The organism is Mycetohabitans sp. B8, from assembly GCF_021991875.1.
GTDB lineage: Bacteria > Pseudomonadota > Gammaproteobacteria > Burkholderiales > Burkholderiaceae > Mycetohabitans.
In genome coordinates this window covers 300271-312845 of sequence record NZ_JAHLKR010000019.1, presented here as the reverse complement: position 1 = coordinate 312845, position 12575 = coordinate 300271, and the positions used below count along the sequence as shown (strand labels likewise).

Below are 12575 nucleotides of genomic sequence, written 5' to 3'. Positions count from 1 at the left end.
TGCCCTGACCCGGCCGGCTGCGTGCAGCGGCGTTGCGCCGGTGTCGCATGCGCTCCGGGCAATCGCCTCCGCAGCAGCGCTTTAACCCCAGTCGAGGAGACTCATGCATCGCGCTACCAAGATTGTCGCCACCATTGGACCCGCGTCCAGCTCGCCGGACATCCTGTCGCGGATGATCGCGGCGGGGATGGATGTTGTGCGGCTGAATTTCTCGCATGGCACCGCCGATGATCATTGCCAGCGTGCCGAGTTCGTGCGGGAGGCTGCGCGGCAGGCGGGCCGGGAAGTGGCGATCATGGCGGACCTGCAAGGTCCGAAGATCCGCGTCGGCAAGTTCGAGAACGGCCGTGTGATGCTCGCTGCTGGCGCGCCGTTCGTGCTGGATGCCGCGTGCGAACTGGGCAACGACGAGCGCGTCGGCCTGGACTACAAGGGCCTGCCGCGCGATTTGAAGGCCGGCGACGTCCTACTGCTTAACGATGGCCTGATCGTGTTGAGCGTGCAGCGGGTGATCGGCGACGAGATCCACACGAGCGTGAAGGTTGGCGGTGAATTATCGAACAACAAGGGGATCAATCGGCAGGGCGGCGGTCTGTCCGCCCCCGCACTGACGGCAAAGGACATGGAGGATATACGTACGGCGATGGCGCTCGGCGCGGATTTGGTCGCCGTGTCGTTTCCAAAAAATGCGACGGACATGGAGATGGCGCGGCAGCTCGCGAACATTGCCGGCGCGCCGTACGGCCACAAGCCGAAGATGATCGCCAAAATCGAGCGTGCCGAGGCGATCCCGGCATTGCAGGAGATCCTCGATGCATCGGATGGCATCATGGTGGCGCGCGGCGATTTGGCGGTGGAGGTCGGTAACGCGGCGGTGCCGGCGCTGCAAAAGCGCATGATCCGGATGGCGCGGGAGGCGAACAAAACCGTGATCACCGCCACGCAGATGATGGAATCGATGATCCAGAACCCGGTGCCGACACGGGCGGAAGTCTCGGACGTGGCCAACGCGGTGCTGGACGGCACCGATGCGGTGATGTTATCCGCGGAGACCGCGGCCGGCCGGTATCCGGTCGAGACCATCGAGACGATGGCAGCCATTTGCGTGGAGGCGGAGAAGTCCGAGCATGTCGAGTTGGACAAGGATTTCTTGGATCGCACGTTCACCCGCATCGACCAGTCGATTGCGATGGGAGCGCTGTTCACCGCGTTCCACCTGGGTGCCAAGGCGATTATTGCGCTGACCGAGTCGGGTGCGACCGCGTTATGGATGAGCCGGCATTGGTTGCATGTGCCGATCTATGCATTGACGCCGCGCGTGGCCAGCGAGCGGAGGATGGCGCTGTACCGCAATGTGGTGCCGTTGCACCTGGAATCGAGCTTGGACCGCGATACGGCGCTACAGCAGGCGCTCGAGGTGCTGGTGAAGAACGGCTATGCGGTGCGTGGCGATATTGTTGTGTTGACCGTGGGCGAGCCGATGGGACAGGCTGGCGGTACCAATACGCTGAAGATCGTCAAAGTGGGCGACATCGTCTGAGGTTTTCGCCGCTGGACGCGTCCCAGTCAACGTACAATAATGGCCGATGGATGACCGATGCGACAGCGTCCGATCCGAGGCAGCGCGCGGCGTGCGGCGCAACACGGATGCGCGCGGCCCACGGTAGCGCGGCCAGTGCCGGGAAGAATTCTTATTGAAGGAGTGAAACATGCCTCTCGTATCGATGCGTCAACTGTTGGATCACGCGGCTGAAAACGGCTACGGATTGCCGGCGTTCAACGTCAACAACCTTGAGCAGGTGCAGGCGATCATGGCGGCCGCGGACGAGGCGAATGCGCCGGTGATCATGCAGGCGTCGGCGGGTGCGCGCAAATATGCGGGTGAAGCGTTCCTGCGCCATCTGATCGAGGCGGCGGTCGAGTCCTATCCGCATCTGCCGATTGTGATGCACCAGGATCACGGACAATCGCCGGCGGTCTGCATGGCGGCGATCCGCAGCGGCTTTACCAGCGTGATGATGGACGGCTCGCTACAGGCCGACGGCAAGACGGTCGCCAGCTACGAGTACAACGTCGAAGTGTCGCGACAAGTGGTCGAGTTCTCGCACGCGATCGGCGTAACGGTCGAGGCCGAACTTGGCGTGCTCGGTTCGCTCGAGACGATGAAGGGTGACAAGGAGGACGGCCATGGTGCGGAAGGGACGATGACGCGTGAGCAACTGCTTACCGACGTCGAGCAGGCGGCCGACTTCGTGCGCGCGACGCAGTGCGATGCGCTGGCCATCGCGATCGGGACGTCCCATGGCGCTTATAAGTTCACGAAAAAGCCGACAGGCGACATTCTTGCCATCGATCGGATCAAGGCAATCCATGCGCGGATTCCGAACACGCACCTGGTGATGCACGGCTCGTCGTCGGTGCCGCAGGAGTTGCTGGCGGAGATCCGCGAGTTTGGCGGCGATATGAAGGAAACGTATGGCGTGCCGGTCGAGGAAATTCAGGAAGGCATCAAGCACGGTGTACGCAAGATCAATATCGATACGGACTTGCGGCTGGCGATCACCGGTGCGATCCGCCGCTATTTCGTCGAGAACCCGAGCAAGTTCGACCCGCGCGACTACCTGAAGCCGGCGCGCGAAGCGGCCAAGAAGGTGTGCCTGGCGCGTTATCGGCAATTCGGTTGCGAAGGGCAGGCCAGCAAGATCAAGCCGTTGCCGCTGGACAAGATCGCCGAGCAATACAAATCGGGCGCGCTCAAGCAAGTGGTGCGCTAATTCGCCGCCAGCCGGGCCGGCGCGTGTTGCCGGCCCCGCGGCGCGGCGCCGTGCCGCGCACGGTTTACAATACACGCCGTTCCCGCATTGCTGCGGAACGGCTTTTCCACTTTCTGGGACCCGACGATGCCCTCTGTGCTCTATGAATCCACGCTAAAGTCGCTGCCGCTGCTGGGCCGCGGCAAGGTTCGCGACAATTATGCGGTCGGCGACGACAAGTTGCTGATTGTGACGACTGACCGCCTGTCAGCGTTCGACGTGATCATGGGCGAGCCGATTCCGGACAAGGGGCGCGTGCTGAACCAAATGGCCAACTTTTGGTTCGATAAGCTTGCGCACGTGGTGCCGAACCACTTGACCGGCGTGGCGCCGGAAAGTGTCGTCGCACCCGACGAGGTGCCGCAAGTCGCCGGCCGTGCGGTAGTGGTGCGGCGCCTGCAGCCGATCCTGGTGGAGGCGGTGGTGCGTGGCTACCTTGCCGGCAGCGGCTGGAAGGACTATCAGGCCAGCGGCTCGGTGTGCGGCGTCGCGCTGCCGGCGGGCCTGCAGAACGCGCAACGACTGCCGGAGCCGATCTTCACGCCGGCAGCGAAAGCGGACATCGGCCATCATGACGAGAACATCACGTTTGCTGAGGTCGAGCAGCGTATTGGCGCCGAGCTGGCCGCGCGCATTCGCGACATCAGCATCTCGCTGTACAAGACGGCCGCGGACTACGCGGCCACGCGCGGGATCATCATCGCGGACACCAAGTTCGAGTTCGGGCTTGATGACGACGGCAAGCTGTACCTGATGGACGAGGTGCTGACCGCCGATTCGTCGCGATTTTGGCCTGCGGACCCATACCAGGTCGGCACCAACCCGCCGTCGTTCGACAAGCAGTTCGTGCGCGATTGGCTGGACGCGCAGCCGTGGAACAAGGTGCCGCCGGCGCCGAAGCTGCCGCACGAGGTGATCGACAAGACCGCGGCGAAATACCGCGAAGCCCTCGAGCGGCTCACGGGCCAGCCGCTGCATAGATAACGGAAGCGCGCAATGAATGAAGTTCAGCAGCTAGCAAAGCAGCCAGCACAGTCCAGCGGTGTGCACAGTCACCCGAGCCCGCTGGTTGGCGTGGTTATGGGGTCGTCATCGGATTGGGATACGATGCAGCACGCCGTGGCGATCCTGCGTGAGTTCGGCGTGCCTTACGAGGCACGCGTCGTGTCCGCGCACCGGATGCCCGATGAGATGTTCGAGTATGCGCAAGCGGCGCGTTCGCGTGGGTTGCGCGCGATCATTGCCGGCGCGGGCGGCGCTGCACACCTGCCGGGCATGCTCGCGGCCAAGACGACGGTGCCGATACTCGGCGTGCCGGTGGCGAGCAAGTACCTGCGGGGTGTAGACTCGCTGCACTCGATCGTGCAGATGCCTAAAGGCGTGCCGGTCGCGACGTTTGCGATCGGCGAGGCCGGCGCGGCCAATGCCGCGTTGTTCGCCGTTGCGTTGCTCGCGAGCACGGGCAGCGCCGGCGCGCCGGTCGACGCGGACGGCTTTGCGTCCAAGCTCGCGGCGTTCCGCGTGCGCCAGAACGACGCCGCGCGGGCGATGGTGCTGCCGGCAGACTGACGCTAAGCGCCGCAGGTCGAGGCGCTGGCAGCGTCCTCGGCATTGAACTGTGTGTCCCAGGGGCCCAGCCGCCGATCTAATTATCCTGACAAGATGACAGACGCTTGTTTACCCGTGAATGCGGGTTCTTCCTCCGCCGTGCGTGCCGGCTCGCCCACATTCGGCGCAGCCGCCTATCCGCGCGCGCCGATCATGCCGGGCGCATGGCTAGGCATGATCGGCGGCGGCCAGCTCGGCCGCATGTTCTGTTTTGCCGCGCAGGCGATGGGCTACCGTGTCGCCGTGCTGGATCCGCAGATGACCTGTCCGGCGGGCGGCGTTGCGGACCGCCATCTTTGTGCCGCGTATGACGATCGCGAGGCGCTCGCTGAAATGGCACGGCTGTGCGCGACGGTGTCGACCGAGTTTGAGAATGTGCCCGCTGCCAGCTTGGACTGGCTGGCGCGCACCACCTGCGTAAGTCCGTCTGCGCAGTGCGTTGCCATCGCGCAGGACCGTATCGCCGAAAAGCGCTGGATCGAGCAGGCCGGCGTACCGGTCGCACCACACGTGGTGATCGAGTCGTCGTCCGCGCTGCAGGCCCTGTCCGATGAGGCCCTGGCGGCGGTGCTGCCGGGCATCCTGAAGACCGCGCGGCTCGGCTACGATGGCAAGGGGCAAATGAGCGTATGCAACCCGGACGAGGTGCGCGCCGCGCATGCGGCGCTGGGCGGCGTCGCGTGCGTACTCGAGCAGCGGCTGCCGCTCGCGTACGAGATCTCGGCCATCGTCGCGCGCGGCGCGGACCGCACGACGGTGGTGTTTCCAGTCGCACAGAATATCCATCTTAACGGCATTCTGTCGCAGACGATCTCGCCGGCGCCAGGTGCGGATGCGGCGCTCATCGAGCGGGCGCAGGCTGCGGCGCTGTCGATTGCGGCACAATTAGACTATGTTGGTGTACTGTGCGTGGAGTTCTTTGTGTTAAAGGACGGCTCGCTGGTGGCCAATGAGATGGCGCCTCGGCCACACAATTCCGGCCACTATACGATCGATGCGTGCGTGTCGAACCAGTTCGAGCAGCAGGTACGCGCGATGACGGGCATGCCGCTGGGCTGCACGCGCCAGCATTCGCCCGCGGTCATGCTGAATTTGCTCGGTGATGTGTGGTTTGCAGACAAGACGCCGCGTGTGCCGCCATGGCACGAGGTTGCCGCGATACCGGGTGCGCACCTGCACCTGTACGCGAAGGAAGAAGCCCGCGTCGGGCGCAAGATGGGCCATCTGACGCTGACTGCGCTGACGCTGGACGAAGCCCGGGCGGCCGCGCGCGATTGCGCGCGCCTTTTGCATATCCCACTCTAATGAACGGCACCCGGCAACGTAACGACGGGCGCGGCACGCCAACGCCGACGTCTGCTGACAGTGATGCGCCAACGCCGATGTCTGCCGGCAGCGACGCGCCGACGCGCGGGTGGCCGGCGCCGGCCGCGATCGATGCCGCCGCGCGCCGCCTGGACGCCGGCGAACTGGTTGCGTTCCCGACCGAGACAGTGTACGGATTGGGCGCGGATGCCCGCAATCCACAGGCCGTGGCGCGCATCTACGCAGCCAAGGGCCGGCCTGCGACCCATCCCGTCATTGTCCATTTGGCGCCAGGTGACGATCCTGGTGGCTGGGTCCGTACGCTGGGGGCGGACGCACGTCGCTTAATCGATGCGTTTTGGCCCGGGCCATTGACGTTGATCCTGAAGCGAGCCGACGCGATCCCGGACGCGGTGAGCGGCGGGCAAGACTCGATCGGGCTGCGATGTCCGTCGCATCCGGTGGCGCAGGCGTTGCTGCGCGCGTTCTCCGACTTGCAGCGCGGCCACGGCGGCGTGGCCGCGCCGTCCGCGAACAAGTTCGGCCATGTGAGTCCGACGACTGCACAGCATGTGCGCGACGAGTTTGGCGACAGCGTGCACGTACTGGACGGTGGTGCATGCGATGTCGGCATCGAGTCGACAATCATCGACCTGTCGCGTGGCTTTCCGGCATTGCTGCGCCCTGGGCGGATCACCCCGCAGCAGCTCGCCGACGTGCTCGGCGCAGCGCCGCGGCTGCCCGACGGTAGCGATGCCACGGCGCCGCGCGCCTCCGGCACGCTGAAGGCTCACTATGCGCCGCGCACGCCGCTCGCGTTGCTGCCGCTCGAGGCGATTCTGTGCGAGGTCGCCGCCCATGCGCCGCATGAACGACTGGCGGTCATCGCGCGCGCCAGCCTGCCACAGGCCAAGGCGTTGCGTGCGCGGCCCAACTTGCAGTTTGTCGCCGCGCCCGACGATCCGCATGTGTATGCGCGCGAACTGTACCGGATGCTGCGCGAGTTGGACGGCGCGAACGTGCTGCGTATCTTCATCGAGCCATTGCCGGCGACCGCCGAGTGGGCCGCGGTCAACGACCGGCTGCGGCGCGCGGCGGCGGCGTTCGAAGCCGGCGTCTGACGCGACCGGACCGGGGGAGCCCGGTCGAGCGCCCCATCGCTATCCACGCGTGGCTTGCGCGCGTTACCGGGCAATTACTTGCCGATGCCGTGCGCCACGATCTGCTCCTGCGCGAATTGCGCGAACAACTGATGCGTGCGAGTCGTCGGGTGGATCTGGTCGGCGAACATATAGGTCTGGTCCGCGTTCTGCTCGGTGTAGCTGTCCGGCGCGCACAGCAGCGACGTGCCGTACGAGGCCGGATTGGGCTCGCCGGCCTGTTGCGCCGACGCGACCATTTTGGTCAAATCGCATGCGGTGCCGGTGGCACCGACCTTGAACCCATTGGCTTGATAGTTGGCTGCCAGGTGGGTGATCCACGAGAATACGTCGAGCTGGATCACCTTCTGGTCGATGCCGCCTTGCGCGAGCGCCGCCTTCAACGCGGTGTTGAAGCCGGCCGACAGTTGCGTGAGTTCGGCGCCGCCATCGGCGCTGGACACACCGAGCGGCGTCACGCCAATGTTGGGCAGGTTCGCGACGACCACCTTGGTTGCGCCAGCCTGCAGTATCTGGTCGATTACGTGGGCGAGCGTGATGGCCGCCGTCGTGATGTTCTGTATCGCCGCGGCCTGCGTGATCTGGCCGGCCGCCAGCGCTTGCGCGTTGTTCAGCACATCGTTGGCCCCGGCCTCGATGAGCACCAATTGGTTGCTGTTGAAGCTGCCGTGCGCCTGCAAGTAGGCGCTGACCTGCCAGGTGACGGGCTCGGCCGTCATGCCGGCGCTGGTGGTCGAGCCACGGGTATTGGCCGTGGCCCCGCCTTGCGCGTAATCCAAGCCGCCCGCCGCGGTCAACGGCACGCCGAAGCCTGCTTTGAACGCCGGCGTGAGCGTATCACCGTAGTATTGCGCGACGTTCTGCGTCCACACCTGCCCGGGATTGGTCGTGAAGCGGCCGCCGCCTAACGCGAGCGGGCCGGCGGTGCTCGTGCTGGTCACTGCATAGGTGCCGGCATCGGATAGGCTGTCGCCGAACGCGACCACTTGCAGTCGGATGTTTCCCGCTGGAGTCTGCGTCGATGGATCGCCGCTGCTACCACCGCCGCACGCGGCGAGCAGCGCAAATGTGGAACATGCGATCGCTGTGCGCACGAAGCGCTGCAACGTGTTCTTCTGATTCTTCATTGTGTCTCCTGATATAAATAGGTCGTGCCATCAGGCCGGATGGATCGTAAGCGGCCGCGCGCCACGCGCTTGCCGAGTTGACATCGCGGCGGATCAAATCGATATGGATAACGAAATGTTTCCCCGACGCCGGCAGCAGCCAAATGGCGTCGAACCGCACTCGCGTCCTCCGATATGCGTCTCGAGCGGCATGGTGCCGCTCGTGCATTGTCATTGTTATGCCGGGCGGGGTGCACCGGCGCTTCGTCCCGCTAGAGCCGTCTAAGCAGCCACGGCAAGAACGGGTTAAGGGTACACCGACTCTGATCGATGATTGCGTCTATCAGCTAGAGGCTTTATTCAATAAGACACGGTCAACCGCGCGTGCCGTCAGGGTTTTTCTGGATGCTTGAAACTACGGCGCCAGCGAGCGTTACCGGGCGCGTTGGTAGACCCATTCGAGTAAGGCATCGTGTGCCTGCCGCGCGGCGGCGGCGCGTGGATCGTTAATCAAGCTCACGACCACGTAGCTTTCGCCGCTCGCAGCGGCGACATAGCCGGCAATCGCGCGCACGTTGCGCAATGTGCCCGTCTTGATCCGCGCATTGCCGCCCACTGGTGCCCCGGTGAGCCGGTGACGCATCGTGCCGTCCACGCCGGCAATGGGCAACGACGCGACGAAGGCCTGCGCGACAGGGCTGGCGTTGGCCGCCACCAGCAGCTTAGCCATCGAGGCCGCGCTGATGTGCTCGTTGCGCGACAGGCCGGAGCCATTGTCCAGTTTCAACTCGGGCATCGCCAGCCCGCTTTTGGCCAAAAAGTCACGGATGACCTGCGCGCTGCGCGCGGGCGTGGACGGCACCGGCGGGGCGAGATTGACGGGCAGGTGCGACGCAATCGGGCGCGCGCCCACTGCACCGATCGACAGGAATAGGTTGCGTGCCATCGTGTTGTTCGACAACTTGTTGATGTCGTGCACGATCGTCGAGAGTTCTATCCCACGATGGGTGACCACCAGGTGGGCGTTGGGTGGCGTCGCACCTTCGCGCACCGTGCCGGTGAAGGTGCCCCCGGTCTGCTTCCACAGTGCCAGGAAACCACCGGCAAAAAAGCTCGAGTGATCCAGTGCAGCCATGTTGACGGTACGCTCGCCGCAGCGCGTCGGATAGTCGCCGCTGAATACCGCTTGCACGATGCCTTGCGGCGTGAGCTTGATGGCTGGGGTCATGCTGTGCAGCACGCTGGTGCACGCGCCGCGCGTCTCGCGCAACTGGTTGACGATCTTCAGTTGCGCGAGCGCAGGCGTCATGTTGATGGCCACGTCGCCGCTCGGCGACGGGTTCAACGTAAAGGACAGCGACTTAAACGCATACAGCAGCGGATCTGGGCCGACGTTGTACGGTGAGTTGGTGTTCTCGTCAAACGCAGGCAGGTCGCGCGTGGATGCGTCAAACCATCGCTTGTCCAGGATCAGGTCGCCGTCCACCGCAATGATGCCTTGCTTGTGGATCTTGTCCACCAGGTCGAGCAATTCTTCCGGCGTGAGCTTCGGATCGCCCGTGCCTTGGATGTACAGGTTGCCGTGCAGCACGCCGGAGGCGTCGATGCTGCCGTCCCGGTATGCACTCGTGCGCCACCGATAATCCGGACCGAGGATCGACAGGCCGGCGTAGGTGGTCACCAGTTTCATCGTCGAGGCGGGCAGCATGGGCGCGCGCGCATTCCACGCGAGCAACGGCCGCGTGTCGCCCACGCGCTGCACGACGACGCTGACCGACGAGGGCGGCACCCGTGCACGCGCGAGCCCGTCCATCACCGGCGCGGGCAGCGGGCCGGACGGTACGTTGACCGCGCAGTCGGCGGTCTTGCCTTTGCAGCGCTTCGGGCGGGCCTTGACGTACGATGCGTTGGCCGTCGCGTTGCGACTTGCCTTGCTCTTGGCTTGCCTTCCCTTGACCTGGGGCTTCGCGTCGGCGAAGGCCGGCGTGGGCACGCTTGGCAGTGCAACCCATGCCGCACACGCGAGTATCGCGGCCAGCCACTGGCGGCGCGAGCGCTGTGCCGCCACGCCCGCTTGCCGCGGGAGGGTCGTGACGCACGCAGTGCCCTGGCGGACATCGACATTACGGCTGAGCGATCGGACAGCGGACAGGATGAGACGGGCGAGGCCGAGCCGGGGGACGCGGCCAAAGAAAGCGAACGGATGCGGAAGCATAGAGAAGCGCGAGCGATAAAAACGCGCTGACGCCGACATGGCGGCTGGTTGCGCGCAAAGTGCTCATTGTAGTGACAGTGGCAGGCTGACGGCTCCACGATACAAAATTTGACACGGTGCGGTGATGCGCCAAACCGGTGTGGCGACAAGGATAGAATGTGCGCATGACTCAATTGTGGAGGGACGAACAGTCAGCCCCATGCGTGTTTTACTCGTCGAAGACGACCCGATGATCGCTGAAGGTGTGCGCAAGGCGCTGCGCGCGGACGGCTGGGCAGTGGATTGGGTCCAGGACGGCGCCGCGGCGATCCTGGCCGCTGACGGCGAGCCGTACGACCTGATGCTGCTTGACCTCGGATTACCTCAGCGCGACGGCCTGGATGTGCTCAAGACGGTGCGCGCCAAAAAACATGTGCTGCCCGTGCTGATCGTGACCGCCCGTGATGCAGTGGCCGATCGTGTCAAAGGGCTTGACGCGGGCGCGGACGATTACCTGGTCAAGCCGTTCGATCTGGACGAGCTTGGCGCCCGCATGCGGGCCCTGGTGCGCCGTCAGGCCGGTCGGGCCGAGACAGTGATTCGGCACCGCGGCTTGACGTTGAATCCGGCCGCGCGCGAGGTCACGCTCGATGGTGTGCCCGTTGCGTTGTCCGCGCGCGAGTATGGGTTGCTCGAGGCGCTGCTCGCGCGGCCTGGCGCGGTGTTCTCCAAGAGCCAGCTGGAGGAAAAGATCTATGGCTGGGGCGAGGAGATTGGCAGCAATACGGTCGAAGTCTATATCCATTCACTGCGCAAGAAGCTTGGTGCGGAAATGATTCGTACCGTGCGTGGGCTGGGCTACATGATGCCGAAGGCGTGACGCGGGCCGATGAATTCGATTCGCCGACAACTGCTGATTTCGCTGATCGCGGTGCTGCTAGCGGGCTTCGGCCTGGCAGGCTGGCTCACTTTTCGGCAGGCCCGGGCTGAAGCCAATGAACTGTTCGACTTCCAATTACAGCAGACTGCCGCGGCGTTGCCATCGGAGCCGTTCAGTTCCGCGTTTGGCGCGGGCGATCCGGAAAGCGGCGGTGTCGTGATCCAGATCTGGAGCCGCGAAGGCGTGCAACTGTACTATTCGCACCCACGCGCCCCCCTCGCGCCGCGCGCCAGGCTGGGTTTTTCGACCGAACACACGTCCAGTGGCGACTGGCGGGTCTATAGCGCGGTGGTGGGCGACAATGTTGTGCAACTCGCTCAGCCGATGAGCGTGCGCAGCCGGCTGGCGGCGGAAGTGGCGCTGCGCACGCTGTGGCCTTCGCTGATGCTGTTGCCGCTGCTGGGCGTGGCCGTCTGGCTAGTCATCGGCCGCGGGCTGAAGCCGTTGCGCCGCGTGGCGCTTGCGTTGGACACACGGCAACCGGACGCGCTCGACCCGTTGCCGGACCGGCGGCTGCCCAACGAGGTGCAGCCGCTGGTGCGCGCGCTCAACGGATTGCTCGAGCGGCTGGCGCATGCGCTGGATACGCAGCGCGCGTTTGTCGCCGATGCCGCGCACGAGTTGCGCACGCCGCTGGCCGCGTTGCAGATCCAGGTGCAGCTGCTGGAGCGTGCGCGGGACAACGCGGCGCGGCGGGAGGCGACGGCGGACCTGAAGCACGGGGTCGAGCGCGCGACGCGGCTGGTCGAGCAATTGCTGGCGCTCGCGCGTGCCGAGCCCTGCGCGGACTGCGTCAGCGCAGGGGTGCCCGTGTCGTTGCGCGCGGTGGTCGAGGATAGCGTGCGCGCGTATACGACGCTCGCCGCGCAACGCGGCGTAGACCTGGGCATGGACGGGGCCGCGGACGCGACGGTGTCCGGCGACCCCGACGCGTTGCGCATGATGATCGGCAACCTGGTCGATAACGCGGTCAAGTACACGCCACGGGACGGGCGCGTCGACGTGTCGATCGATGTCGACGGCGCTGGCCGGCCGCGCGTGCAGATCGTTGACACCGGGCCCGGCATCCCAGCATCGGAGCGCGCGCGCGTGTTCGATCGATTCTATCGAATGCCGGCACGCGATGAGTCGCTCGCACAAATCTGTGGCAGCGGGTTGGGCCTGGCCATCGTGCGGGGTGTCGCGCAGCAGCACGGTGCGTCATTACAGTTGGACGACGGACCGGGCGGACGCGGATTGCGCGTCAGCGTCACCTTTGCGCGGCACTCGGGCGGCGCGCGCGCAGCTACTCCGGCCCCGATGTGACGACCCATGAAAAACGCCAGGGTAACAAATTTTACTGGCCGCGTGGTTCGCTGGAACCGTATGCCGTTGATCGGGTCGGTAAAGTAGGGAGGTCCGTGTGCGCGGCGCGCCGCGGACCTGCCGTCCTTGAACCAGTCTAGGAGA

Annotated in this window: 10 protein-coding genes; 8 read left to right on the top strand and 2 right to left on the bottom strand. The window is 65.3% G+C overall.

Annotated elements, in window-relative coordinates; all coding sequences use genetic code 11:
• Window positions 1-103 precede the first annotated feature (103 nt).
• From pyk to KQH60_RS12110, 6 genes are all read left to right on the top strand, one after another.
• Window positions 104-1540 (top strand): pyruvate kinase, encoded by a 1437-nt coding sequence (gene pyk / locus KQH60_RS12135; RefSeq protein WP_237576675.1) that lies wholly within the window; start codon window positions 104-106, stop codon window positions 1538-1540.
• 169 nt (window positions 1541-1709) lie between these two features.
• The gene (gene fba / locus KQH60_RS12130; protein WP_237576674.1) at window positions 1710-2774 is read left to right on the top strand and encodes a class II fructose-bisphosphate aldolase; all 1065 of its coding nucleotides are present in this window, start codon (window positions 1710-1712) and stop codon (window positions 2772-2774) included.
• Window positions 2775-2900: 126 nt separating this feature from the next.
• Window positions 2901-3797 carry a phosphoribosylaminoimidazolesuccinocarboxamide synthase gene (locus tag KQH60_RS12125; RefSeq protein WP_237576673.1) on the top strand — a complete coding sequence of 299 codons (897 nt, stop codon included), beginning with the start codon at window positions 2901-2903 and terminating at the stop codon, window positions 3795-3797.
• 12 nt (window positions 3798-3809) lie between these two features.
• Window positions 3810-4382, top strand: a complete 573-nt coding sequence (gene purE, locus KQH60_RS12120; protein ID WP_237576672.1) for a 5-(carboxyamino)imidazole ribonucleotide mutase — start codon at window positions 3810-3812, stop codon at window positions 4380-4382.
• 192 nt (window positions 4383-4574) lie between these two features.
• Window positions 4575-5726, top strand: coding sequence for a 5-(carboxyamino)imidazole ribonucleotide synthase (locus KQH60_RS12115; protein ID WP_237576782.1), 1152 nt, complete (start codon window positions 4575-4577; stop codon window positions 5724-5726).
• Window positions 5727-5803: 77 nt separating this feature from the next.
• Window positions 5804-6847 carry an L-threonylcarbamoyladenylate synthase gene (locus KQH60_RS12110; protein ID WP_237576781.1) on the top strand — a complete coding sequence of 348 codons (1044 nt, stop codon included), beginning with the start codon at window positions 5804-5806 and terminating at the stop codon, window positions 6845-6847.
• Window positions 6848-6921: 74 nt separating this feature from the next.
• Here KQH60_RS12110 and KQH60_RS12105 read toward each other — a convergent pair whose 3' ends face one another.
• Window positions 6922-8013, bottom strand: a complete 1092-nt coding sequence (locus KQH60_RS12105) for an SGNH/GDSL hydrolase family protein (protein WP_237576671.1) — start codon at window positions 8011-8013, stop codon at window positions 6922-6924.
• A gap of 412 nt (window positions 8014-8425) precedes the next feature.
• The gene (gene dacB, locus KQH60_RS12100; protein ID WP_237576670.1) at window positions 8426-10207 is read right to left on the bottom strand and encodes a D-alanyl-D-alanine carboxypeptidase/D-alanyl-D-alanine-endopeptidase; all 1782 of its coding nucleotides are present in this window, start codon (window positions 10205-10207) and stop codon (window positions 8426-8428) included.
• Between the two features lie 199 nt (window positions 10208-10406).
• On the opposite strand from dacB, the gene KQH60_RS12095 reads away from it, so the two are divergent.
• Together KQH60_RS12095 and KQH60_RS12090 are read left to right on the top strand one after the other, a co-directional pair.
• Complete coding sequence (locus KQH60_RS12095) at window positions 10407-11066, top strand: response regulator transcription factor (protein WP_237576669.1); 660 nt, start codon at window positions 10407-10409, stop codon at window positions 11064-11066.
• 9 nt (window positions 11067-11075) lie between these two features.
• On the top strand, window positions 11076-12431 hold the full coding sequence (locus KQH60_RS12090) for an ATP-binding protein (protein WP_237576668.1): 1356 nt from the start codon (window positions 11076-11078) through the stop codon (window positions 12429-12431).
• Window positions 12432-12575 lie beyond the last annotated feature (144 nt).

Excerpts from the sequence above, each read along its gene's own strand:
- pyk (WP_237576675.1), top strand. The coding sequence starts at position 104 with ATGCATCGCGCTACCAAGATTGTCGCCACCATTGGACCCGCGTCCAGC.
- fba (WP_237576674.1), top strand. The coding sequence starts at position 1,710 with ATGCCTCTCGTATCGATGCGTCAACTGTTGGATCACGCGGCTGAAAAC.
- KQH60_RS12125 (WP_237576673.1), top strand. The coding sequence starts at position 2,901 with ATGCCCTCTGTGCTCTATGAATCCACGCTAAAGTCGCTGCCGCTGCTG.
- purE (WP_237576672.1), top strand. The coding sequence starts at position 3,810 with ATGAATGAAGTTCAGCAGCTAGCAAAGCAGCCAGCACAGTCCAGCGGT.
- KQH60_RS12115 (WP_237576782.1), top strand. The coding sequence starts at position 4,575 with ATGCCGGGCGCATGGCTAGGCATGATCGGCGGCGGCCAGCTCGGCCGC.
- KQH60_RS12110 (WP_237576781.1), top strand. The coding sequence starts at position 5,804 with ATGTCTGCCGGCAGCGACGCGCCGACGCGCGGGTGGCCGGCGCCGGCC.
- KQH60_RS12105 (WP_237576671.1), bottom strand. The coding sequence starts at position 8,013 with ATGAAGAATCAGAAGAACACGTTGCAGCGCTTCGTGCGCACAGCGATC.
- dacB (WP_237576670.1), bottom strand. The coding sequence starts at position 10,207 with ATGCTTCCGCATCCGTTCGCTTTCTTTGGCCGCGTCCCCCGGCTCGGC.
- KQH60_RS12095 (WP_237576669.1), top strand. The coding sequence starts at position 10,407 with ATGCGTGTTTTACTCGTCGAAGACGACCCGATGATCGCTGAAGGTGTG.
- KQH60_RS12090 (WP_237576668.1), top strand. The coding sequence starts at position 11,076 with ATGAATTCGATTCGCCGACAACTGCTGATTTCGCTGATCGCGGTGCTG.